A 23,851-nucleotide genomic window follows, 5' to 3' on the forward strand; every position below is an offset into this window, starting at 1 on the left:
TTTGGCAATTGCTGTCTCACTAGAATTTTATGACCTCAAAGTTGTATCATTTAAAATTGAGTATACTTTTATCTAACGATAATTTAGTACATTTTATTTGGATTTGCAGATGTTTTAGGAATTTGCTGAATAGCATCCCAATGTTCGCAGATTTTACCTTGTTTGTCAAATCTAAAAAAATCCATGGTAACATATTCGTCATTATCAGGCCAAACCTGATGAGAATGTAGTGCTACTAAATCGTCTTGAGCAATCGCTCTAACAAATTCTATAGACTTTTCGGGGTATTCATTTTGCATTCTTTCAAAATAGCTTATGAAACCATTTAATCCGTTTGCTACCGCAGGGTTGTGTTGTGTGTATTCTTTCCCTACATATTTTTCTATAGCAGCCTTGGGGTTTCCTTCATAAGCCATTTTGTAAAAGGCGATAGCATTTTTTTTATTATCCTCTATTGTGGTCATTGCTCCTCTGGATTTATTGCTATTAAAAATAGCACATAGCGTTACAATATACGATAGTTTTAGCGTTGTTAAAAGTCTTGTTTACTAGTTGTTTATAATACTAATAGCCGAATCAAATCTGAATGGACAGACCTAATTCGGCTATTTATGCTATTAATTTTAAGAGACTTCTATTGATCTCTTTAAGGTGTCTTAATTAATGCTTTTATAAGATGATTTAAAAATTTATTTTTTCTTCAACTCAAATAAATCTTTTCTGCGGTCTTTTAAGTTCTTTACACTACCAAATTGGTTAAGCTCTCTCAATAAATCAATATCTACATCACAGATCAATATCATTTCTGTATTAGGTGTAGCCTCTGCCTTTATACCGTTCGCAGGAAAAGAAAAATCGCAAGGTGTAAACACCATAGATTGTGCATATTGAATATCCATATTATTTACACGTGGTAAATTCCCAACACTACCGGCTATAGCTACATAACATTCATTTTCTATGGCTCTCGCTTGTGCGCAATGACGGACTCTAGAATATCCATTTTGTGTATCGGTTAAAAATGGAACGAACAAAATATCCATACCGTCATCTGCAAGCAATCTACTTAGCTCAGGAAATTCAGAGTCATAGCAAATCAATATTCCTATTTTACCACAATCTGTATCAAATGTGCGTAATTCAGAGCCACCTTGCATACCCCATACTTTTGCTTCATCTGGAGTAACATGTAATTTTTCATAGCGTTCTGTAGTTCCATCTCTTTTACATAAATAACCCACATTATACAAGCGGTCATCTTTAATTTCAGGCATACTACCTGTAATGATATTGATGTTGTAGGAGATGGCCAATTCTGAGAATTTCTTAACTATTTCTGACGTATGTTTTGCCAGCTCTCTAATGGCATCAGATTCCTTTAGGTGGTTATTCTCCGCCATTAAAGGCGCATTGAAAAACTCGGGAAATAAAGCAAAATCTGAACGGTAACCGGAAACAGAATCAATAAAAAATTCTGCCTGTTGCATTAAATCTTCTAGGTTTTTATAGCTCCGCATTTGCCATTGAATAAGGCCTAAACGCACTACTTTTTTCTTAGTAGCTGCTTTTGTATTCGTTTTTTGGTAATAGATATTGTCCCATTCTAAAAGAACAGCATATTCATTAGACTGCGCATCTCCTTCAAGATAACCCTTCATGATTTTTGAGGGGTGAAAATCATTAGAAATTTGAAAGTTTAAAACCGGATCATGAATTTCTTTACGCCTAACGCTTTCTATGTATTGTTTAGGAGATAAATCATCTGAATATTTGTGGTAATTAGGAATACGACCTCCAAAGATTATACCTCTTAAATTTTCTCTTTCGCAAAGTTCTTTACGATAGTCATATAAACGTCTTCCTAAACGTAAACCTCTAAATTCAGACTTAATAAATACTTCAATGCCATATAGCACATCACCATCTTTTTTTAAGGTGTTGAAGGTATAGTTACCAGTGACTTCTCTATACGTGTGTGGTCTATCAAATTCTGCATAGTCTACTCGTAATGATAACGCGCAACCAGCTAAATTTCCATTAACTTTTATAACGACTTGACCTTGTGGGAAATCGTTTATTAATTTTTGAATTAATTCTTCTTTCCAATATGCATTCTCCATATTAGGATATGTTTCAATCATTGCAGATTTCAAGGCTTGATAATCGTCAATGGTTAAAAACTCTAATTCAATATTTTCTATATTTCTTATCATAAGGCAAGCAATTATTGCGCAAAGATTACAACTTTTTTTAATAGTAATTATTAAAGATCTAAAAAATAATTTTATTTAAATAATTTCACTATAAAATTAGTTGATGGTCTGACGCTTAAAGAGTTAATTGGTGTTAAAACCCTAGAAAAACTTTGGCTATAGAAAAGTAGATGAGAATACCTAGGACATCATTACTTGTAGTTATAAATGGACCTGTGGCAATGGCAGGATCTATTCCTCGTTTGTTTAAGAAAATAGGGATAAATGTTCCGATTACTGCAGCGTTTACAACCACAGTGACAAGAGCTATACCAATGGCAATAGATTCTAGGTATGTAGTTTTAAAACCAAAATGACTTATTATTAAAAATACAAAAGCTAGGGCTAAACCATTTACAAGACCTAAAAGTAATTCTTTACCAAGCCTGCCCCAAATAGCTCCTTTTATGGTGTCGTTGGCTAGACCTTGCACTACAATAGCTGATGATTGGACACCAACATTACCTGCAGTAGCTTGCATTAAAGGAATAAAGATTAATAAAACAGGAAACTTAGTTAATGCTTCTTGAAAGCCACTAATGATACTTGCGGCTCCAAGTCCGCCCATCATACCAATTAATAACCAAGGCCAACGTGCTTTAGTTAATTCCCAAATACTATCATCTGCTTCTACATCTTTAGAAATACCCGCAGCCATTTGGTAATCTTTCTCTGCTTCTTCTCTTATAACATCTACAATATCATCAATAGTAATACGGCCAACTAAACGGCCTATTTCATCGATAACTGGAATAGCTTCTAAATCATACTTAGACATTATTCTAGCTACTTCTTCGGGCTTTTCATTGACATTAACATGGTCTACTTTTGAGATGTAAACGTCTTTAATGTGCGTTTTTGTAGAGGTAGTTAATAAATCTTTTAAAGATAACCTGCCTTTTAATTTACCTTCATCATCCACTACGTAAATAGAATGAACACGGGTAACATTTTCTGCTTGTACACGCATTTCTTTAACGCAGGTAAGTACATTCCAGTTTTCATTTACTTTTACCAACTCTTTTGCCATTAAACCCCCAGCAGAATTTTCATCGAAACGGAGAAGGTCTACAATGTCTTTAGCATGCTCTCTATCTTCTAACTTAGAGATAACTTGCTGAACCATCTCTTTTGGAAGCTCGCCAACAATATCTGCAGCATCATCGGTATCTAACTCATCTAATTCTTTAGCAATTTCTTTGGCAGATAAATTTCCTAAAATACTTTCACGGACATCATCGTCTAATTCCGTAAGAATATCTGAAGTCTTATCACTATTTAGAAGCTTAATAATATATGTTGCTTCATCTTCATTTAACTCATTAATGATCTCAGCAATATCTGCATAGTGAATGTCTTCTAAAAGCGATAGTAATGCACTATTGTTCTTAGTTTCGATAAAGTTCTCTATGTCGGTGATTAGCTCTTCAGTGAGTTTAAACGGTATCATTGTCAATCTTGTTTGTAAGTGAAATAAAGTCAGTAACAGATAGCTGTTCTGGTCTCTTGTCAAAGATAGTATCTTCTCTAAGACTATCAGAAAGGTTAAATGTTTTTAAACTGTTACGAATTGTTTTTCTACGCTGGCCAAAAGCCGCTTTTACGACTCTGTAGAGTGATTTTTCATTACAATCTAGCGTTTGGTTTTCTTTTCTCGTTAATCGTAAGACACCAGATTCTACTTTTGGTGGAGGATTAAAAACAGTAGGAGGAACCGTAAATAAATATTCAGCATCAAAAAATGCCTGTACTAAAACAGATAAGATTCCGTAGGTTTTACTGCCTTCTTTTTCACAAATACGCTGTGCTACTTCTTTCTGAAACATCCCTGAAAATTCTGGGACTAAATTTCGTATTTCTAGTAGTTTAAATACAATTTGGGTAGAAATATTGTAAGGAAAATTACCCGTTATCGCAAATTGTTCATCACCGAACAAAGTGCTAACATCATATTTTAAAAAATCGGCTTCAATGACTTTAAACTCTTTTTTTCTGCCGATAAATTTTGGGTGTTCTAAAAGAAAGCTATCATTAAGATATACGATGGATTCTGAATCTAGATCCATGGCTACCAAGTTGATATCTTGCTCTAGTATATATTTGGTTAATACCCCAGTTCCAGGACCTATTTCAATAGCATTTTCATACCCTTTAAAAGTTAGTGTTTCTGCAATTTGTTTTGCAATGTCTTCGTCTTTTAAAAAGTGTTGTCCTAAATGTTTTTTGGCTTTTACCGGACTATTCTGTTTAGACCCTTTTTGGGCATTAAACATTGCTTTGTTTTTCTTATATTCTTTCTGAGCCATTTTTTAGACTTTTATTTGGGCTTTACCTAGCATCAAGCTTATTTGCGAGAGCTTAGTGTTACCCATATTCTTTGGTGTTTATAACCTTTGTAGTCATCAGATTGGGATAATTCTTCAGTTGTAGTTTCGAAAAGAATTCCTTCAACCAGAGTTTTTTTTAAAACTACTTTTTCTTCAGATAGGATATACCCGTTTAAACAATCTGTACTCCCTTTTAATTTTCGTCCGTATATAGAATATTAAATTTTCTTAACACTTCCAATGGGGAAAATATAGATTTTAGTGTTCACTTATAACTTCTAGTTCCGTTCTGAAGGCTAATATTTTATCAGCAAAAAGCTTCATTGCTTCTTGCCTTAATCGTGGAGCATCTTCTTTGTAATACTTTTCAAGTTCATCCTTGGAGGTGGTGGTGTATTGAACGGAATAGGTAACGCCTCCCATTTCTTCTTCGATTAAAACACGGCATAACTTTGCTGCACTAAATTTTCCGGTAGCTAGCATATCAGGAATATGACTTTCTTTCATCCAACTTAACCATTGTTCGTGGATGGATTCGTCTATGTTTGAAGTAACGTTGTATATGTACATTAGGATTTAAATATTAAGTGTAAAGTATAGGGAACAAAGGTAGAAGTTAAATAGTACACCCACAAATACAAGTAGAGGGGCATTTTTAATTTATACTTGCTTTTAATAGCGTTAAAAATTATTAGCGCTTTTAACTTGATGAAAAGTTAGTTTTAGCCATTTTTTCAACCATTAAACATCATTCAATAGCATCGCCGCGTAAACGCCTAAAGTTTTTTCGAGCTTGCGGAAAGTAGTAACTGTCTTGATAGTTGTAAATGATTTTTTCGTAGCTTTCTTTGGCTTTCTCTATGTTGTTAAATTGATTTTCATACAATTGTGCAATAGCAAAATAGGCGTCATCGGCTAAAATATCATTCCCGTAAAACTCAATTATTTTTTGGTAGTTGAATTTTGCTCTATCAAAATCATTTAGTTTTTCTAAAAGTTGCCCTTGTTTTAATAAGGCTTCATCTTCAATCTTTTCTCCTTTATGATCTTTTAATATAAGTTCTAGCGTGGCTATAGCCTCTTTATTTTTTTTCTGATACGCTAATAAATCTGCCTTTGCATAAATTTTTAAAGCCGTTTGCGTTGAGTCTTCCAAAGAGTTATCAGAAATTAATAAACTCAGTTGCATGGCGTCGTTAGCGATAAGTTGTGATGTAGAACTCCGGAGCACTTTTAGTTGCGTTAGTGCCCATTCAAAATCTCCTTTATAAAAACTAGTTTGAGCAACTTTAAAACGTGCATTTTGTGCTACTACATCATTCTTTAATTCTTGCTGAATTTGAGAAAAATAGATTAGTGCTTGGTTAAATTTTTGATCATACACTAAAATATCTCCTAAAGCCATTTTTAAATAGGCTTTACCATAAGTATTCAAGGGTAATTCTAAACTTTTTTTAAGAATAACGATAGCCTTTTCAGGATTGTTTTTCTGAAAGGTTAGAAAGTTAGCATAAGCAATTTGTAATTGGAGGGTAGTGTTTTTATACCCATATTCCTCTAGCATACTTTCAAATAATGACTCCAATTGCGTTAGCTTCTGTTCGTTAGCATCTAGAAGCTGAATATCAATTCTGTTTAGTTCTGCATTTAATTTATATGCATCATTAGTACTATTAGAAATAATAAATTCAAAAATGGCATCTGCAGTTTCATAATCTTTATGTGTCAATGCAAGTTTTCCTAAATCTTGGATTCTAGTTAATGAACTTGCTTCTGATCGTTTATAAATAGCTTTTTCTTGTGTAAAGGCACTTTTGTATTGTAGTTGCCGAACAAAAAGCCAGCTCAATAGCTCATTCCATAAAGTGTCAGGATCTCTTTGTGCATTTTTTAATAGAAGTTTCTTAAAAATGATATTATTTTCGGCCTGTGCATCTTCGGTTACAAAATCATCGATACTTCTAAGCACACTAGCCATAGAAGTACTTCCGTTCTTTAATAAATTGATGAATGCCAAGTACATTTCTTCTATTTTCCCTTGTTCGCCATAAATTTTAGCTAAAGGAAAATTAAAATCTAATTCGGGATTAGTTTCCATTCCGCTTAAAAAAGCTTTCTCGGAATAGTCTAGCAGGGTGTATTTCTGAAACCTAGAGCCAATGCTAAAGGCAAAGTTTGGATTTTTAGGAATTACTGCTAGTGCTTGTTCGTACATTTCTGTGGCCTTACTATCTTCCTTTTGTAGAGTATAATTGTATCCTAGATCTACAATTAAAACAGGGTGTGATTTTTTGCTTTCTAATTTGCTGATAAGAATCTTTTCTGCATCCTCATAACGTTCTAACTGTTGGTAGCAGGCAATTAAATCTTCAGAATAATCACTTCTGTAGGGGTTCTGTTTGACAAGCTTTTCAAAGTAAACTACTGCTTTTTCAAATTCGCCATCATTTAGGTACTGCTTCGCTAAGTTATACTCTTGTGCGTGAGATAGCTGTAGGCAAAGAAAAATAAATAAGGATAGAAAAATTTTCAAGACTGCTTTTTACTCAAAGATACGCAGAAACTTATTTCTTTTAATGAGGATAAAAATTAAGAATAAAGCACAAAAAAAACGCTATAGGAAAACTATAGCGCTTAAATAGGAATGTTAATCTATTTTATCAAACCCACAATAAGGGATAAGTACTTCTGGAATAGTAATGCCATCTGGTGTTTGGTAATTTTCTAATATCCCTGCCAATACCCGTGGCAAGGCTAAAGCACTTCCGTTTAAGGTATGTGCCAATTGGCTTTTGCCATCTTCATCTTTAAAACGAAGCTTTAATCTGTTTGCTTGGTACGTTTCAAAATTAGAAACAGAGCTTATTTCTAACCAACGGTCTTGTGCGGTAGAGAACACTTCAAAGTCAAACGTTAGTGCAGAAGTGAAGCCTAAATCCCCAGCACAAAGTCGCAATATTCTATACGGTAATTTTAATTCACGTAAAATGCCTTTTACGTGCTCAACCATGCCGTCTAATGCCTCGTATGATTTACTCGGGTGTTCTACACGAACAATTTCTACTTTATCAAACTGATGTAATCTATTTAGGCCGCGAACATGCGCTCCATAACTACCTGCTTCCCTTCTAAAGCATGGCGTATAGGCGGTATGTGTAATTGGAAAATCTTTTTCAGTAACAATTACATCACGGAACACATTAGTAACAGGGATTTCTGCAGTAGGAATTAGGTATAAATCATCTGCAGGCATATAATACATTTGCCCTTCTTTATCTGGCAATTGCCCGGTTCCGTAGCCAGAAGCTTCGTTTACTACATGGGGAACCTGAATTTCATTATACCCAGCTGCTGTATTTTTATCTAAAAAGTAATTGATAAGTGCACGTTGTAAGCGCGCTCCTTTACCTTTATACACAGGGAAACCTGCTCCAGCAATTTTAACACCCAATTCAAAATCTATAATATCATATTTTTTGGCTAGCTCCCAATGCGGTAACGCACCATCTGCTAATACAGGAATAGCACCTTCTTTAAATATTTCTTCATTGTCTTCTTCAGACTTACCTGTAGGAACAGAGTCATGAGGAACATTCGGAATTAGATACAATGCATTTTGAAGCTCTGTAGCAATCGTATTTAATTCTTCTGATAATTCTTTAGAGGTCTCTTTTAAGTTGGCGGTTTCTTCTTTTAAAGCATTAGCTTCTGGAGCTTTTCCGCTTTTATAAAGGATACCAATCTCTTTAGAGAGTTTGTTTGAGTCTGCTAAAGTGTTATCTAATTGAGTTTGTGTAGCTCTTCTTTTTTCATCAAGATCTAATACAGAATTAATAAGGGAAGCTGCATCAGAATTCCGCTTTTTTAAAGCTTCAATAATAGCATCCTTATTTTCTCTAATAACATTTAACTGTAGCATCTACTTAAATTTTGATTTCAAATTTAATGGTAATTAAGGATAGCGCAAAAGAGAAAGTGTAAAACTTGTTGCGTTCAGGCAATACTTCTATTTAGAGCTGGGTAGAATAAAGGCATTGTGTTTAAAATGATGCCATTTTTCTTGTGCTAAATCTACCTTGGGATCTATTAGTTGCTGTTTAGGCTTTCCGTTAATGCTGACTCTAGCATTGGCAAAAACTGCAATTTCTTTATTATTCTTTTTAGCTTCTTTTTTCAAATGTTGAGCAAATTGCCAAATAAAATCGGGGTAAGCGCCAATTTTCCTGATTTGCTTTTTAGTTAAATAATGAGTTAGATTTACTCTTGTAGTGGTGTTGGTCTGTTTATCAACAATATTGAAATGAACAGTGCCACTTCGTTTGCGTAGCATCATTCTCCAACTTAATCTATGGCCTTCTTCTGTCCAAAGAACATCATCTTTAAAAAAATGATGACGTAGTGGCAAACCAATTTGGAAAATGAAATAGAGCATCCAAATTCCTAGTATTAGGGTTTTAAATTTAGGGGTTATGATTTTGGCAGGGGTATAGGCCAATGTGTTTTTAAAAAATAAGGCTCTAATTTTTTTTGGATCAAAAAAGAATACCGTAAACGCCAATGCTAAATAGGGGAAAATTCCTATTTGAAAGATTATAGAGTTAGCTAAATGAAAGAAAACAGCAAAAATAAAAGCATATTTTCTACTTGGTTTCCAGAGTAGGGCAGGAATAATAAGTAAATCAAATAAAATTCCGAAAATGGCAATGATTTGATGAACCCATGGAAGTTGCAAGAGATCGCCTATTAAAAAATAGTTTGCTTTGCCTTGCATGAGTACCTGTATATATTCAAAATTTAACCAATCAGCATATACTTTTGCAATAGCAGCATACGTATAAACAATAAATAACTGAAGTATAATTATGTACTTAAAATACGCATGCATTTTATTAGTGCGAATCTCTGGGTTTAACTTAGCATCTATGGAGTAATCTTTATGGGCAGGGAAGAAGACCATGATGCTAGAGATTAACATCAACAAATAGTAATGGTTGTTGTACGATGTTTTTTGCATAAGATATACACCAGACCACATAAGTGCAAATGCAAGCATACTGTAGGTGTATTTGTAGCCAATAGAAATTAAAATTCCTAGGGAGCCCATAACTATAAAGTAGACATACATTCCTGGTCCGGCTATAGTGGTAAGCCATTCAAAGCCTATAAAAGAGAAATTAAATTTTGGTGCTACAAGATTACTTTTGACCCAACCCGTGAGGATGGCGCCGTAGCATTCTAAGCTTATTAAAATACCAAAAAACATTCTAAAAAGAATTAAACCTGTGTTGTCTATCTTTTTAAGAAGAAAAGAATTCATGGTTTAGCAATTAGGCTTAGCGAAGTTTTTTTATCTTGCTCTAGCTGCTTTTTTAATTCTTCTACAGAGTTAAATTTATGTTCATCACGAAGACGCTCTAAAATATCAATCTGTATTTTTTTGCCATATAAGTCTTGGTCAAAATCAAAAAAGTGGACTTCTATGCTTTTTTCTTTTCCAGAAACTGTTGGGTTAAAGCCAATATTCATCATGCCATAAACAGTAGCATTATCAATTTCACTTTTAACTACATACACCCCGTTTAGTGGAATTAGTTTAAAATTTTCTTCAATATGAATGTTTGCCGTAGGGAAACTTAACTGTTTTCCTAAGCCTTTACCGTGAATAACGGTACCGGTTAACATGTAATTATAGCCTAAGTATGCATTTGCAGTAGTAATATCACCTTCTTCTAAAGCTTTTCTAATTTTGGTAGAGCTTACAGAAACTTCATCTATTTCTTGTGCTGGAATTTCTTCTACTTCAAAACTGTAGATTTTACCAAATGAAATTAAATCTTTAATATCTGCATTTCTATTTCTTCCAAACCTATGATCGTAACCAATAATAATTTTTTTACTAGCTAGGCCTTTTACCAAAATAGATTCTACAAAATCGGTAGCAGAAAGTCTTGAAAATTCTTTTGAAAAAGGATAGATCATGAGATAATCTAATCCTATGTTTTCTAGAATTTTTATTTTTTCATCAATAGTATTTAATAGCTTAATGTTTGCATCTTGCTGTAAAATCATTCTAGGATGAGGAAAAAAAGTAAGTACAGTGGCTTTTAAATTTAAAAGCTTGGCATCATTTATGAGTCTATCTAATAACTTTCGATGACCTATATGAACACCGTCAAAAGTGCCTATAGTTACAGCCGTAGGTTGTTGGTTGTCGAATTTACTTATGTTTTGAATAGTTATCACAAAAATTAAATAATAAAAAGCCTTACTTTTATACTCTGTTAATTCGTTTTAATGAAAGCAAACTTACGTCTACTTTTTGCAATTTCCATATTTTTTCTCTCGTTTTCTGGGTTTGGTCAAGATGTTTTTTGGCAAGAAACAGCTGCCAATACCTCAGATGTTTCTGGTAAATTAAAAAAACTGTCTATTCTGAAGGCTAAAACGTTTAGATTAAACGATGCGGACTTTAAAGCAAATCTTGAAAATAAAATTAGTTCTAAAGGAAGTCATGTTCTTTATTTTCCTGATGAAAATGGAGTTTTGATCCCATTTAATGTTCAGGAATCTTCCGTAATGGCACCTGAGTTAGCTAAGAAGTATCCTGATATTAAATCGTATAGAGGCGTAGGTAGTTCTGATACATCTAAAAATATTAGGTTTAGTGTGTCTCCAAAAGGCGTGCAAAGTATGATGGTGGATAAAAAATCTTCCGAAGCTACTTTTATGCAAAAAACAGACGGCGATGATTATATTTTATATACAAGAAAGTCTGATGATGTAGTAGATGCTAATTTTATTTGTGAGACCAAAGAGCTTAGTTTAAGTAGTAAAAATATTTCTACAGCTCGTTTGGTAGATGATCAAGTGTTGCGAAAATATAGAGTTGCTATTTCTGCAACAGGAGAATATACCGCATACCATGGGGGTACAAAGGCAGATGCATTAGCGGCCATAAATGCTACATTGACCCGAATAAACATGGTGTTTGAAACAGATTTAGGAGTTACTCTTGAGTTAATAGCAACTACAGATTTGGTAATTTATACCTCGGCAACTACGGACCCTTACAATGGAAATTTAAATACGCAAACTCAAAGTACTTTAACGAGTGTTATTGGTGCCGCAAACTATGATATAGGGCATTTGTTAAATGAAGACTCTAATGGAGGTGATGCTGGTTTTATAGGATCTGTCTGTAAAGATGCTCAAAAAGGAAGTGCTTATTCTTCAGGAACTACACCAGAAGGAGATATGTTCGATTTAGATTTTGTTGCTCATGAAATGGGACATCAACTAGGTGCTAATCACACCTGGTCTTTTGAATCTGAAGGAACCCAAGTACAAGCAGAACCTGGTAGTGGTACTACAATTATGGGGTATGCAGGTATTTCTGGGGTGAACAATGTTGCTTCTAACGGACAAGACTATTTTCATTATTATAGTATCAAACAAATTTCAGAAAATTTAGCAACGACAAGTTGCGCTACAGAAATCCCTATTGTTAACGTTCCGCCTGTACTTGTTGCGCTTCCAGATTACACTATTCCGAAAGGGACCCCCTTTGTTCTTACTGGTAATGCTTCAGATTCAGATGCTTCAGATGTATTAACCTATGCGTGGGAACAAGTAGACGACGGGGTAGTCACTAGTGCTACTTTTGGACCTACGAATCCTTCTGGTGCTTTATTTAGGTCACAGAAACCATCGACAGATTCAAGTCGTTATTTCCCAAAATTATCGAGTGTAATTAGTGGTAACCTTACGCAAACTAATCCAGTAGTTAATTCCGCTTGGGAAACATTACCAACAATAGAAAGAGATTTAAATTTTGCATTAACTGTTCGTGATAATGCCTCTGGAGGAGGGCAAGTAGTTTCAGATTTAATGAAAGTAAACGTTGTTGAAAATGCGGGTCCTTTTCAAGTGCTTTCACAAAATGCCTCGTTAAGCTATGAAGCAGGGAGTTCTCAAGAAGTTTTGTGGGACGTTGCTCAAACAACTAATTCAAGTGTAAATGCACAATATGTAGATATATTTTTGTCTACGGATGGTGGAGTTACTTTTTCGACAACCTTAGCTGACGATGTGGCTAATGACGGCGCTTATACTGTTTTGTTACCCAATGTGGTAACTGCGCAAGCCAGGATAATGGTTAAAGCAAGTGATAACGTTTTCTTTGCAGTAAACAACACTAATTTTTCAATTACGAGCAGTACGATCGTTTTAAGCTTCCCTGCTTTAGATTATTTCATTTGTCAGCCTCTGGACTTAATGATTCCTTTTGTATACGAAGCGAATACTGGATTTACAGAAACAGCTACTTTTAGTGTGTCTGGATTGCCTACTGGCTTAGCGGCAAGCTTTTCTCCAACCACAGCAACAACAGATGGTACTTTAGTAGATTTAACTTTTACGAATAGTGGTGCTGTAGCTGCTGGAGAATATCAAATAGACGTTATAGCAACTACCGCAAGTGTTACAAAACAGGTTACTTTAACTATTTCTATAGAGGATACGAGTTTTACGCCTGTGGTATTAACGTTACCGACAGATGGGCAGGTAGGTGCGGGTATTAATCAAGTTTTTGAATGGTTAGAAGAGCCTTCTAGTAGTTCTTATGCTATTGAAATTGCTACAGATAATGCATTTGCAAGTGTGGTAGAATCAGCTAGTGTATTAACGACTACCTATACTTCTTTAGGATTAGCTCCGAATACAACATATTACTGGCGTATAAAACCAAAGAATAATTGTGGAGAAGGGGTTTTTGGATCGGCATTTAGTTTTACTACTACAAATATTGATTGTAAAGTTATTTCAGCAAAAAGTTTGCCTATCACCATATCATCATCTGGTTCTCCTACGATATTTTCGACTATTTCATTTATTGAAGATTTACCACTTTCTGATGTGAATGTTATTTTAGATATTACACATACCTATTTAGCAGACCTTACAGTTAAACTGACTTCTCCAGAAGGAACAACGGTTATTTTAATGGCAAATTCTTGTGGAGAAAATAGAAATGTAAATGCCACATTTGATCAAAGTGCGGGTAGTTTTGTTTGTGGTACTAATCCTGCTATAAACGGGCTGGTAAAACCTTTAGGTTCTTTAAATTCTTTTAATGGAGAATCTTCTAAAGGCGATTGGATTTTAGAAATTAGTGATGGTGCAGGAGGTGATGGAGGGTCATTGAATGGTTTCTCTTTAGAATTATGTGTTGAAGGAGAATTGAGGCCAGATGCAGATAATGATGGGGTTTTTGATGATGGTGATGATATGTGTTTGGGGACGCCGGAAGGTCAGGAAGTAGATACACAAGGATGTCCGCTGTATTATTTTGATGCTTCTAATTTTGAAGTTAGTTTGAGAAGTGAGTCTTGTAGGGCAAATAATGATGGTGCAATTTCAATCTCTGCGAGTACATCATTAGCATATTCGGTTAGTATTTCTGGAAATGGGATTAATGAGGTTGCTAATTTTACAACAACGTATAGGTTGGATAGTTTACAATCAGGGAGCTATCAAGTCTGTATATCGGGAACAGACGGTTCTATAACGTATGAACAATATTGTTTTGATGCGGTTATTACACAACCCGACGAACTAGATGTTTCTGCTGTGGTTTCTAGTGATGGGAGTACGGTTGATTTAGGCTTAAATGGTGCAGACGAATATGTCGTTAGCCTTAATGGTGTGGAGTTAATCGTGACTGATTCTACTTATAAATTATCTTTAGAGAATGGTATTAATACGTTAAAAGTAATCACCAATTTACCATGTCAAGGGTCTTTTGAGATGGAATACATTCTGCTTGATAAACCATTTATTTACCCAAATCCTGCACGTGAAGAAGTGCGCATTTTTACAGGAGTAGAAACGAATAATAATGTGATTCAAATCTTTGCCCTAAATGGCAGATTAGTTAAAACGGTAACAATAGACCGTGGTACAACAGAATTAATAATTTTAGTAACAGACATTCCATCAGGAGTATATGTTTTAAAATTACAGAGTGATCGTTTAAAAGAGACCTTTAAATTAATTAAGCAATGAGAAGAATAATTGGACTGGGTGTTTTTCTATTCATATTTGGGTGCTCAAAAGATGAGGTTAAGGTGCCTAGCAGTGCTTTGCTTGTTTTTCCGCTTCAGGATTCAGAGTGTACTACTGGGGTTGATATTAATGAAACGACAAGATTGATCACTTTTGAATGGGAGGCATCAAATAACACGCAAAGTTATAAATTAACCGTAGAGAATTTGTTGACTGCTTCTCCGCAAGTGGTAAGTACAAACCAGACGTCTGCACAGGTGCAGGTAACTAAAGGAACTCCTTATTCGTGGCATGTTGTCTCTGAAAGTTCAACCGTAGCTTCTTCGGCTACAAGTAAAACTTGGAATTTTTACAATGCAGGCACTATATTGTCGCATATTCCTTTTCCTGCAAGGCTTACATCACCTCTATCAGGAGAAACGGTGTTAAGAGATGTAAATAATGAGGTGGCATTAGCTTGGTCTGGATCTGATTTAGATTCAGATATAGAAACATACGAAGTGTACTTTTCTACGAGTAATCCTCCAACGGAATTAGTTGGTACGGTGGGAAATAATGTAAGTGAATTAGAAGTTTCTGTATTAGAAAATACAGTATATTATTGGCGTGTAAAAACTATTGATTCTGCTAGTAACACTTCAATTACTGGAATATATAGCTTTAAAATTTTATAATATATTAGGAATTATTGTATTGATTCATAGTAATAGTAATACCTGCAAGCACAAAAGATTTTATTAATTCGGCAGATCGCTCTAAGCGTTCAGGCATTGCTGCTTTTTCATCATCATTCCATTTTCCAAGAACATAATCTACTTGTTTTCCTTTTCCAAAATCTGCTCCAACTCCGAATCTAAATCGGTTGTAATTAGCAGAGTTTAATACATTTTGAATGTCTTTTAATCCATTATGACCCCCATTGCTGCCTTTGGTTTTTACTCTTATTACACCGTAATCTAAGTTGATGTCATCTGTAATAACAAGCACGTTCTCAAGAGGAATGTTCTCTTTCTCCATCCAGTACTGAAGTGCCTTGCCACTTAAATTCATATAGGTTGATGGTTTTAAGAGTAAAACGCTTCTCCCTTTTAATTTTAAGGTAGTAACAGCACCAAGTTTAGCTGTTTCAAAGTTTAGATCTTCTAGTTCAGCAAGTTTGTCAAGTACTTTAAATCCTATATTATGTCTTGTTTGGGCATATTCTGGGCCTATATTTCCTAAGCCAATGATCAAATATTTTTTCATAGTATTTTGCTCTTCTAGATAGCTTTTAGGTTTATTAGAAAGGAACTTTATAAAATTAAACATCTAAGATAGAATAGATTGTTAATGGGTATAAATATAAAAGCATCTCAACAATTACGCTGAGATGCTTTTTAAGATTATTGGTCAAAAGTTTATTCAGCAGCAGCTTCTGTTGCTCCTTCTTCGCCTTCAGCACCTTCTTCACCTTCTTCTTCGTCAGTAAGAACTGCATTACGAGCAGATTTAACTTGAACAACAACAGTGTTTTCTGGGTGTAAAATTGTGAATTCGTCTTTTAACAACGTTTCAACAGTAATGTTATTACCAATTTTTAATTTAGAAATATCAATATCAAAGAAATCTGGCAATTTAGCTGGTAATGCTTTGATAGTTAATTTACGTTTTCTAAATAATAAACGACCACCGTTCATTACCCCTGGAGAATTACCTTTTAATTGTACAGGAATATCCATAGTAACTTCTTTATCAGCAAATAACTGATAGAAATCAATATGTAAGATCGCATCTGTAACTGGGTGAAATTGAATGTCTTGTAAAACAGCGTCAAACTTATCGCCACCTTCGATTTCAATCACTGCGGTGTGAGCGTTCGGGGTGTACACTAAGGTTTTGAATGCTGGTTCATCCGCTGAAAAGTGTAATGGTGTTTCCCCTCCGTACAGTACGCAAGGAACCTTTCCAGCATTACGTAAGGCTTTTGTTGCTTTCTTGCCTACGCTTTCTCTTTTAGATCCTGAGATTGTAATTGACTTCATTATATATATTTAACTATTAATTATTCTACTTTAATTTGTGACCCTAGCTTTCTTTAGTCAAGATGCTTTATTGTTATAAGCTATTGCCTTAGGCGCTTAGCGGAAGCTACATTAAAAATTTAGAGCTAATTGAGGTGTTGTTATGAACTCTCTCCATAACATCAGCAAATAATTCTGCACAACTTAATACACGTACTTTATTGCTATCCTTTCTTGAAGGAATAGAATCAGTAATGATTAATTCAGATAGTTGTGATTTTTCTATTTTCTCATAAGCGTCTCCAGATAAAAGACCGTGAGTGGTAATTGCACGTACGCTAAGTGCACCGCGTTCTATCATTAAGTCAGCTGCTTTTGTTAATGTTCCGGCAGTATCTACCATATCATCAACTAAAACAACATTTTTACCTTTTACATCTCCAATCAATTCCATATGAGAAATTATATTGGCTTTCTCTCTTTGCTTATAGCAAATAACAACATCACATTGCAATGCTTTAGAATACGCATAAGCTCTTTTAGATCCTCCCATATCAGGAGAAGCTATTGTAAGATTGTCTAAGTTTAAATTCTTTAAATAAGGTAAAAATAAGGTAGATGCAAATAAGTGATCAACAGGTTTTTCAAAAAATCCTTGAATTTGATCTGCATGCAAATCCATCGTGATAATACGAGTTGCACCAGCTGCCTCGAGCATCTTTGCTACTAATTTTGCGGCAATGGGCACTCTAGGTTTGTCTTTTCTGTCTTGTCTTGCCCAACCAAAATAAGGCATAACTGCGGTAATATGTCTGGCAGATGCGCGTTTTGCAGCATCAAGCATTAACAACATTTCCATTAAATTTTCAGAACTAGGGTTGGTAGAGCCAATAATAAAAACTCGCGTGCCTCTAACTGATTCTTCAAAGGAAGGTTGGAACTCTCCATCACTATATCTGGAAAAGATAACTTTTCCTAACTCCGTACCGTAAGATTTAGCAATTTTCTCTGCTAATGCAGTACTTTGAGTACATGCAAAAATTTTAGGTTCTGGTACTTGATAAGACATTGTTAATCTCTTGTTTTTAAGTTTATTGGACTTCAAATTCTTTAAGGAGTGCAAATTTAAAGATTTATTTGTCGTGATAAAGGATTATTATCAGATTTTTTGTCAAAAACAGAAATATATTTTATAGTTTTGCACTCCTTAAGAGCTCGAGTGGCGGAATTGGTAGACGCGCTGGATTCAAAATCCAGTTCCTCTGGAGTGCGGGTTCGATTCCCGCCTCGAGTACGAAAGTAAAAAACCCCTGTATGTACAGGGGTTTTTTGTGTTTATAATGTTTTTAGATTACTTTAATTTCCCGAAGATTCTAATTTTTATTTTAAAGTTTTTTAGTCGATTTATATTATTTTTAAAGGTGTAACTCTTAATCAACTGATTGAATTACTTGGGAACACTATTCTTTTTCATCTTGTTAATCCTTATAATTCTACCTATTATCGATAATGCTATTGCAATAAGGCAGCTTAAAAAGTCTACAATCATAGTTGATACTCCTGTAAATGACATCAAACTAGCGAATAATTATTTTTAGATTTATTTTTTAATACGTATTCTTTTTGCTCAGAAGATGAACGAAACCACGCTTGCTAAAACTTTTTTGAAAAATAGAGTCCGACGTTTCCTTCGGAATATCTTGGAATAAGGGACATATCCTTTGAGTTGATGAAGGGATTCCATTTAAATAAGTAGTCAAAATGATAGACTAATTTGGTGACTAGAATACCTAAACCGGCACCAGCCAAGACATCGGAAATCCAATGTTTATTATTTGCCAATCGTAACCCACCCGTAAGCGTAGCAAAACCGTATCCCGAATACGCTAAGAGCGGACTGGCATCTTTAAATTCTTCATAAACGACAGCGCCAGAGGCGAAAGTGATAGAAGTGTGCCCAGAAGGGAAAGCATTTTCATTAGCGCCATCAGGTCTAAGTTTGTAAATGTTTTTTTTTAGCGCTCGCGTCAATACATCTGTCAAAATCATGGAAAGGGCAAGATTTTTAGTCTGATCAAACCAATGGTTTTTTGCTTTAATGCCTGCTATGTCAGCAATATATAGGGTGGCCACAGGTGCATATCGTGTATAATCATCTAAACTTGTTTCAAAATCGTTTCCTATCCAATGTCTAGAGCTTGTATTAAATGATTTCTCAAAGCCACTATCAGATAATAAGATACCTGTACCAATAAGCGATAGCGGTACTATAGTTTTCTTTAATAGATTAGTCTTTGGTGCGACGGTAGTGCTGTCTACTTGTGCAGCAGCCTTGCCCAATATAAAAATAACTAGAATGGTAAGTATTTTTCTTTTCATAAAAAGCGGGGTTCTATTGTTTCTTTGCTATTGCATTTCTTTTAAATTAAAGTATGGTCTTTCTAGCACCAAACAATGAATTTAGAATAGTGAACACTCTTTTGGTTGTTATGCTTAGTCTGTTGAACATTCAAAATATAAAGAAAATACCAGTTAAAGGAATTTCATGCACACTATTGTTGTGACAAAGAGTATTTAGGTGGTTTTAAGCTAGCGTAATTTTGTGTTTTAAAGGATTGATTTTCAAATGTAAAATGAAATTCTAAAGAGAAATTAAAGTTATTTCAGTTTTATGAAAAGTCTATAGATTTTGCCTAATAGTCTAAAAAAAACGGATACTATATCGCAAAAAAAAGAGCTCAGAGTCAATTAAGACCGAGCTCTTTTACGAGAACACTATATGAAAATGAAAATTTACTAACTAACTCGTGTCAAATATAGTATGTTTACTCACTTTTGTAAAACTATTGATGTGTAAGTAGCAAAACATGTGGTTTATCTGTTACATTTTGTTGTAAGACCTATTTAAAACTTTGATTTATACTTTTAAATTTCATGAAGCTTCCGGTAACACAATAGTAAATGTGCTACCACTCCCAATCTCACTTTCAATTTTAAGGCGCCCATTATTTTTTTTCAAATAATAAAAACAGCTGCGTAATCCAAAACCAGAACCATTTTCTTCAGAAGTTCCTTTTGTAGTGTACCAGTTGGTGCCATTTAATATTTTATGTGTTTCTTTTTCAGAGATACCAACACCATTGTCTTTAATGGTAATGTGTATTTCTCCGTTAAGTGAACTTGTTTCTACATGTATTTTTCCTTCTTTACCCGTGAACTTTATAGCATTATGCAATACATTTCTAAAGACGAAAGAGAAACTTTCTTTATCGGCATAGAGCTGTGTTCCTCTACTTTTTAATGTAGTAACAATGTCTTTGTTTTCAATGGCATGCTCTAGTAATTTAAGTGTAGGCTTAATTACTTCTAATGCATCAAAATTTGTAAAATCTAAGGGTTTGTTTTGTGTTTGTTTTTGTGACCATTCTAAAAGTCCATTTAAAAAAACATCCAAATGTTCCAATTTATCAGAGAGTTGGTTAAGATACATTTTACTTTCCTGTTCCTCTAGTTGGTTATTGACTATCAAATTTAGAATCCCTTTTAAACTGGCTAGAGGAGACCTAACATCATGCGAAATTAATAGGAATAATTTTTTATTAATAGCGTCTAGTCGTTCTAGTTCAATATTTTGAGATCTTATTTTTTTAAAATAACGATCTATAATTATAGCAATAGGCGTAGCTATAAATATAGGAAGGAATATACTTAAATAGAGGCCTTCCCAGAATTTACCCCAGTTAGCAATAAAATCTGTGATAAGGTATCCAAGGATTGATAAACTAACACACATCAATACGATGATAATAGGGTGGTGTAACTTATTTTTTAAGGGAAACATGATTTGGGTTTTTAAATAAATTTAATATAGGTTAAGCTGATTTTATTCATTTATGAAGTACAAAATTACACCAATAAAGAAAGAAAAAACCTACAATAAAGTTGAATTGTTACAAGGGCTCGATGAATGTCTTTTTTGTAACGATGAACTGTAACCCAGTCATTTCATGGCTATAAATAGGATATTTTACTTAAGTTTCTAAACAAAAAAAGAGCCCGAATCTACTAAGATTGGGCTCTTTTACGAGAACACTATATGAAAATGAAAATTTTACTAGTAACTAACTAACTAACTAACTCATTTCAAATATATAACCGTTAGGTATTTTTTTAAAATTATTGATGTGTACTAAGAGAAAATTGTTGTGAAATGAATTAAAAGTGTAATCATAGCTTTAAAAATCATGAAACCACCAATGGTTTTTCAAATAAATTTATAAATCAACCCTGCGGTAGAACAATTATCATTTTTGTTCCTGCATTTAATTTACTCTCTATTAAAAGTGTTCCATTATTTTTTTTCAGGTAGTAAAGACATGTTCTTAATCCAAATCCGGATCCATTTTCGTTTGAGGTACCTTTGGTAGTATGCCAATTTTCACCGTCTAGTATTTTTATTATCTCCTTGTTCGTGATGCCAATGCCAGAATCTTGGATTGTGGTATAGATCTGTTTATTTTTTACAAAAGTTTTAATGATAATCTCTCCATCAATAGGCGTAAATTTAATGGCATTGTGTAAAATATTTCTTAGTACAAAAGAGTAGCTCTCTTTATCAGAATATATTTTATAAGCTCCAATATCCATCGTAATTCTAATTTTTTTAAGCTTGGCAGTAGGCTCCAGTAAATCATGAGTAAGCTTTATGATATCACTACTGTCATACAATGCAAATTCTAAAGGTTTGTTTTGGGTTTGTCTTCTGGCCCAATTAAGCAAACCATCTAAAAAGGAATTTACATTTTTAATTTTGCTAGAAAGCTCTGAAAAGTAATGTCTAGCTTCTTCAGGGTCTAAATCGTTATCCGCTACTAAATCAATAGTGCCGATCAAACTCGCTAGAGGAGATCTAACATCATGTGAAATTAACAGGAATAGCTTCTTATTGATCGTGTCTAAATGCTCTAATTCTTTTTGTTGAGACTGAAATTTTTTGAAATAGCGATCCATGATTAAAGCAAGGGGCAATGATATTATAATAGGTAGCAGTACCGCTAAATACATGCCGAGCCAGAATTTCTGCCAGTGTACAAATAAATCACTCATTACATATCCAGACACCGATAAAAAAAGTGACAATGGAACCACAAATATGGGATGATGTATTCTTTTCTTTAGCGGGAGCATGATCTGTTGGTAAAGGTGATTAATTCAAATTACATCGATAAATTGAAATAATAACGGTAAAAATAGCAGTATTATTGGGTGTAAGAAACAGAACCGTCGTTTATTTTTTATAAGTTAAAAAATAGATAATCTAGATAGCTTTGAATAGAAAAGAGCCCAAATCTATAAAGATTGGGCTCTTTTACGAGAACACTATATGAAAATGAAAAATTATTATTACTAAATAATTAACTAACTAACTCGTGTCAAATGTATAACTGTTCATTGCTTTTTTAAAACAATTGATGCGTAAGTAGTAAAACTTGTGGTGAACTGCTTAAAATTTGTTTTAATCTTTTTCGTACTGATTTTTTAAGGCTAGATAAACACCATTACTCCAGCCAAATCCGTCTTGAACTGGATACTCTCCGCCACCAGCATCTAAGGTCATGTCTTCTACATTGTATTTCTCTACAAACTTGCCGGTGTTTGCATATACCTTTTCATTTAAGGCTATCCACCGCGTAGCTATAATTTTTGCTAACTCATGATGTCCGTAGTTTTCTAGCCCTACAATAGTCATCCACTGCAAGGGTGCCCAGCCATTTGGCGCATCCCATTGTTGACCCGTGTTGTTATTGGAAGTAACAACGCCTCCTGGTTTTAATAAATTATGGGTTATATAGGTGGCTACTCTATCTGCCTGTTCTTGGGTTGTCATTTTAAAAAATAAAGGATAAACGGTTGCTAAAGAAATTACACCAGTAGGCTCACTAGTAACCCAATTATAATCCTCAAAGACCCCCAAGGTTTCATTATAGCTATACCTATTTAAAAATTCTTTACGGTTTTCCATGCTCTTTTTTAACGTTGTGGTGAACTCAGAATCATCCTTAAAGGCAGTAAGAAGAACATCTTCTAGACCGTACATAAGTGCATTTAAATCTACGGGAAGAATATCGGTGGTTTCAATAGTCTCTATTGTTTTTCCGTCAGCAAACCATCTAGAAGAATAATCCCATCCAGATTCTGCTCCAGAACGTAAATCGCGATACATTTTTGTTCCTCCAGATGTTTTTTCTACTTGAGTATAATCTTCTCTGTATGATTCTTGTCTAGGAGTATCTCCTTTGTCATAATACCTATTCAAAACTCCAACAGGTGTGAGTACAACATGATTAATAGCATAGGAGGTAGATTCAGCACCATCCATCCAGAATTCATATTCTTTTTTAAGAGGTTCTTTATATTTTTGATAAACACTATCGCCTTTAAACGCTGCTAATAATTTCACCATTTGAGAAAAGAACGGAGGCTGAGACCTAGTGATGTAATACGTTCTATTTCCATTTGGGATATGACCAACGGTATTGATAAGGTGGGTAAAATTATCTAACATATTTTCAACCAGTTCAAATTCACCACTTTCTACTAAACCTAACATGGTAAAATAGCTATCCCAATAGTACACTTCTCTAAAACGCCCACCAGGAACTATGTAAGATTTTGGTAAAGGAATTAAAGAGCTTAGTTCATTTTCTTGATCAGAATCTCTTTTTAAAACGGGCCATAGTGCAGTTACATGTTCCGCTGCGGTTTTAGTAGCATCCGATTTAAAATCGGAAGATATAGCTTTTGGGATTTCAAAATTAGTATAGACAAACGTTTTCAAATTGAAAGTAGAATCCTTTTTTTGTTGCTCGTAGTTGCGTTTAATTTCATCGTAAGGAAATTTTGGGATACAATCCACAAATGTTTTTCCATCATCAAAAACCTGTTCTAATTGAATTTTAGCAAATAATTCTCCCAATAACTCATCTGGAGTAGTAATTATATTAAGTTCGGTAGGCGGGGTTTCTATAATAGGTTTTTCGGGAACTTTCTTAACCTCATTTTTGCAGCCTAGAATAAGGAGCGCAAGCAGCAATACATAATATTTCATAAACGTAACATTAAATCAATAGGGATAAAATTACTATAATTTTTAATGGAGTCAATTTTTTGGATGGTATATCCTGCACAAATAGTTGATAAAACCTTAAAT

At 34.1% G+C, this 23,851-nt stretch carries 18 protein-coding genes and 1 tRNA gene; 3 read left to right on the forward strand and 16 right to left on the reverse strand.

The window, feature by feature from the left end:
* Positions 1 to 83 precede the first annotated feature (83 nt).
* From CELAL_RS09365 to CELAL_RS09405, 9 genes are all read right to left on the reverse strand, one after another.
* Positions 84 to 464 (reverse strand): nuclear transport factor 2 family protein, encoded by a 381-nt coding sequence (locus CELAL_RS09365; RefSeq protein WP_013550669.1) that lies wholly within the window; start codon positions 462 to 464, stop codon positions 84 to 86.
* Between the two features lie 225 nt (positions 465 to 689).
* Positions 690 to 2,213: a carbon-nitrogen hydrolase family protein gene (locus tag CELAL_RS09370; RefSeq protein ID WP_013550670.1), complete on the reverse strand. Its 1,524-nt coding sequence runs from the start codon at positions 2,211 to 2,213 to the stop codon at positions 690 to 692.
* Positions 2,214 to 2,346: 133 nt separating this feature from the next.
* Complete coding sequence (gene mgtE / locus CELAL_RS09375) at positions 2,347 to 3,702, reverse strand: magnesium transporter (RefSeq protein WP_013550671.1); 1,356 nt, start codon at positions 3,700 to 3,702, stop codon at positions 2,347 to 2,349.
* Positions 3,689 to 4,558: a 16S rRNA (adenine(1518)-N(6)/adenine(1519)-N(6))-dimethyltransferase RsmA gene (rsmA, locus tag CELAL_RS09380; RefSeq protein ID WP_013550672.1), complete on the reverse strand. Its 870-nt coding sequence runs from the start codon at positions 4,556 to 4,558 to the stop codon at positions 3,689 to 3,691. The genes mgtE and rsmA overlap by 14 nt, the downstream gene beginning before the upstream one ends.
* A 279-nt stretch (positions 4,559 to 4,837) precedes the next feature.
* Positions 4,838 to 5,149, reverse strand: a complete 312-nt coding sequence (locus tag CELAL_RS09385) for a DUF4286 family protein (protein WP_013550673.1) — start codon at positions 5,147 to 5,149, stop codon at positions 4,838 to 4,840.
* Between the two features lie 178 nt (positions 5,150 to 5,327).
* Positions 5,328 to 7,112 (reverse strand): tetratricopeptide repeat protein, encoded by a 1,785-nt coding sequence (locus CELAL_RS09390; RefSeq protein WP_013550674.1) that lies wholly within the window; start codon positions 7,110 to 7,112, stop codon positions 5,328 to 5,330.
* Positions 7,113 to 7,226: 114 nt separating this feature from the next.
* On the reverse strand, positions 7,227 to 8,498 hold the full coding sequence (gene serS / locus CELAL_RS09395) for a serine--tRNA ligase (RefSeq protein ID WP_013550675.1): 1,272 nt from the start codon (positions 8,496 to 8,498) through the stop codon (positions 7,227 to 7,229).
* An 87-nt stretch (positions 8,499 to 8,585) separates the two neighbouring features.
* Positions 8,586 to 9,896: an HTTM domain-containing protein gene (locus CELAL_RS09400; protein ID WP_013550676.1), complete on the reverse strand. Its 1,311-nt coding sequence runs from the start codon at positions 9,894 to 9,896 to the stop codon at positions 8,586 to 8,588.
* Entirely contained in the window at positions 9,893 to 10,822 is a 930-nt protein-coding gene (locus CELAL_RS09405; RefSeq protein ID WP_013550677.1) for a bifunctional riboflavin kinase/FAD synthetase, read from the reverse strand. The genes CELAL_RS09400 and CELAL_RS09405 overlap by 4 nt, the downstream gene beginning before the upstream one ends.
* A 51-nt stretch (positions 10,823 to 10,873) precedes the next feature.
* Between CELAL_RS09405 and CELAL_RS09410 the strand changes: the two genes are divergently transcribed.
* Together CELAL_RS09410 and CELAL_RS09415 are read left to right on the forward strand one after the other, a co-directional pair.
* A complete protein-coding gene (locus CELAL_RS09410) occupies positions 10,874 to 14,641 on the forward strand; it encodes a reprolysin-like metallopeptidase (protein ID WP_013550678.1) in 3,768 nt (1,255 codons plus the stop codon).
* Positions 14,638 to 15,315, forward strand: a complete 678-nt coding sequence (locus CELAL_RS09415; RefSeq protein ID WP_013550679.1) for a hypothetical protein — start codon at positions 14,638 to 14,640, stop codon at positions 15,313 to 15,315. The genes CELAL_RS09410 and CELAL_RS09415 overlap by 4 nt, the downstream gene beginning before the upstream one ends.
* A gap of 4 nt (positions 15,316 to 15,319) precedes the next feature.
* On the opposite strand, the gene pth is transcribed toward CELAL_RS09415, so the two are convergent.
* From pth to CELAL_RS09430, 3 genes are all read right to left on the reverse strand, one after another.
* Positions 15,320 to 15,949 carry an aminoacyl-tRNA hydrolase gene (gene pth, locus CELAL_RS09420; protein WP_013550680.1) on the reverse strand — a complete coding sequence of 210 codons (630 nt, stop codon included), beginning with the start codon at positions 15,947 to 15,949 and terminating at the stop codon, positions 15,320 to 15,322.
* Between the two features lie 89 nt (positions 15,950 to 16,038).
* Complete coding sequence (locus tag CELAL_RS09425) at positions 16,039 to 16,662, reverse strand: 50S ribosomal protein L25/general stress protein Ctc (protein ID WP_013550681.1); 624 nt, start codon at positions 16,660 to 16,662, stop codon at positions 16,039 to 16,041.
* 106 nt (positions 16,663 to 16,768) lie between these two features.
* Complete coding sequence (locus tag CELAL_RS09430; protein ID WP_013550682.1) at positions 16,769 to 17,710, reverse strand: ribose-phosphate pyrophosphokinase; 942 nt, start codon at positions 17,708 to 17,710, stop codon at positions 16,769 to 16,771.
* A 144-nt stretch (positions 17,711 to 17,854) separates the two neighbouring features.
* Here CELAL_RS09430 and CELAL_RS09435 point away from each other — a divergent pair.
* Positions 17,855 to 17,935 (forward strand) — tRNA-Leu (locus CELAL_RS09435).
* A gap of 359 nt (positions 17,936 to 18,294) precedes the next feature.
* Here the strand turns inward: CELAL_RS09435 and CELAL_RS09440 are convergent.
* The 4 genes from CELAL_RS09440 to treF all read right to left on the reverse strand — a co-directional run bounded on the left by CELAL_RS09440 (position 18,295) and on the right by treF (position 23,749).
* Positions 18,295 to 19,020 (reverse strand): phosphatase PAP2 family protein, encoded by a 726-nt coding sequence (locus CELAL_RS09440; RefSeq protein ID WP_013550683.1) that lies wholly within the window; start codon positions 19,018 to 19,020, stop codon positions 18,295 to 18,297.
* Positions 19,021 to 19,573: 553 nt separating this feature from the next.
* Positions 19,574 to 20,482 (reverse strand): sensor histidine kinase, encoded by a 909-nt coding sequence (locus tag CELAL_RS09445; RefSeq protein ID WP_013550684.1) that lies wholly within the window; start codon positions 20,480 to 20,482, stop codon positions 19,574 to 19,576.
* 440 nt (positions 20,483 to 20,922) lie between these two features.
* Positions 20,923 to 21,828 (reverse strand): sensor histidine kinase, encoded by a 906-nt coding sequence (locus tag CELAL_RS09450; RefSeq protein ID WP_013550685.1) that lies wholly within the window; start codon positions 21,826 to 21,828, stop codon positions 20,923 to 20,925.
* Positions 21,829 to 22,156: 328 nt separating this feature from the next.
* The gene (treF, locus tag CELAL_RS09455; protein ID WP_013550686.1) at positions 22,157 to 23,749 is read right to left on the reverse strand and encodes an alpha,alpha-trehalase TreF; all 1,593 of its coding nucleotides are present in this window, start codon (positions 23,747 to 23,749) and stop codon (positions 22,157 to 22,159) included.
* Positions 23,750 to 23,851 lie beyond the last annotated feature (102 nt).

The sequence above is a fragment of the Cellulophaga algicola DSM 14237 genome, from assembly GCF_000186265.1.
In the GTDB taxonomy this organism is placed as follows: Bacteria; Bacteroidota; Bacteroidia; order Flavobacteriales; family Flavobacteriaceae; genus Cellulophaga; species Cellulophaga algicola.

Coding starts and splice junctions, on each gene's coding strand:
- mgtE (WP_013550671.1), bottom strand. CDS start 3,702: ATGATACCGTTTAAACTCACTGAAGAGCTAATCACCGACATAGAGAAC.
- CELAL_RS09365 (WP_013550669.1), bottom strand. CDS start 464: ATGACCACAATAGAGGATAATAAAAAAAATGCTATCGCCTTTTACAAA.
- CELAL_RS09430 (WP_013550682.1), bottom strand. CDS start 17,710: ATGTCTTATCAAGTACCAGAACCTAAAATTTTTGCATGTACTCAAAGT.
- CELAL_RS09410 (WP_013550678.1), top strand. CDS start 10,874: ATGAAAGCAAACTTACGTCTACTTTTTGCAATTTCCATATTTTTTCTC.
- CELAL_RS09445 (WP_013550684.1), bottom strand. CDS start 20,482: ATGTTTCCCTTAAAAAATAAGTTACACCACCCTATTATCATCGTATTG.
- rsmA (WP_013550672.1), bottom strand. CDS start 4,558: ATGGCTCAGAAAGAATATAAGAAAAACAAAGCAATGTTTAATGCCCAA.
- pth (WP_013550680.1), bottom strand. CDS start 15,949: ATGTTTAATTTTATAAAGTTCCTTTCTAATAAACCTAAAAGCTATCTA.
- CELAL_RS09425 (WP_013550681.1), bottom strand. CDS start 16,662: ATGAAGTCAATTACAATCTCAGGATCTAAAAGAGAAAGCGTAGGCAAG.
- CELAL_RS09385 (WP_013550673.1), bottom strand. CDS start 5,149: ATGTACATATACAACGTTACTTCAAACATAGACGAATCCATCCACGAA.
- CELAL_RS09440 (WP_013550683.1), bottom strand. CDS start 19,020: ATGAAAAGAAAAATACTTACCATTCTAGTTATTTTTATATTGGGCAAG.
- serS (WP_013550675.1), bottom strand. CDS start 8,498: ATGCTACAGTTAAATGTTATTAGAGAAAATAAGGATGCTATTATTGAA.
- treF (WP_013550686.1), bottom strand. CDS start 23,749: ATGAAATATTATGTATTGCTGCTTGCGCTCCTTATTCTAGGCTGCAAA.
- CELAL_RS09415 (WP_013550679.1), top strand. CDS start 14,638: ATGAGAAGAATAATTGGACTGGGTGTTTTTCTATTCATATTTGGGTGC.
- CELAL_RS09370 (WP_013550670.1), bottom strand. CDS start 2,213: ATGATAAGAAATATAGAAAATATTGAATTAGAGTTTTTAACCATTGAC.
- CELAL_RS09450 (WP_013550685.1), bottom strand. CDS start 21,828: ATGCTCCCGCTAAAGAAAAGAATACATCATCCCATATTTGTGGTTCCA.
- CELAL_RS09400 (WP_013550676.1), bottom strand. CDS start 9,896: ATGAATTCTTTTCTTCTTAAAAAGATAGACAACACAGGTTTAATTCTT.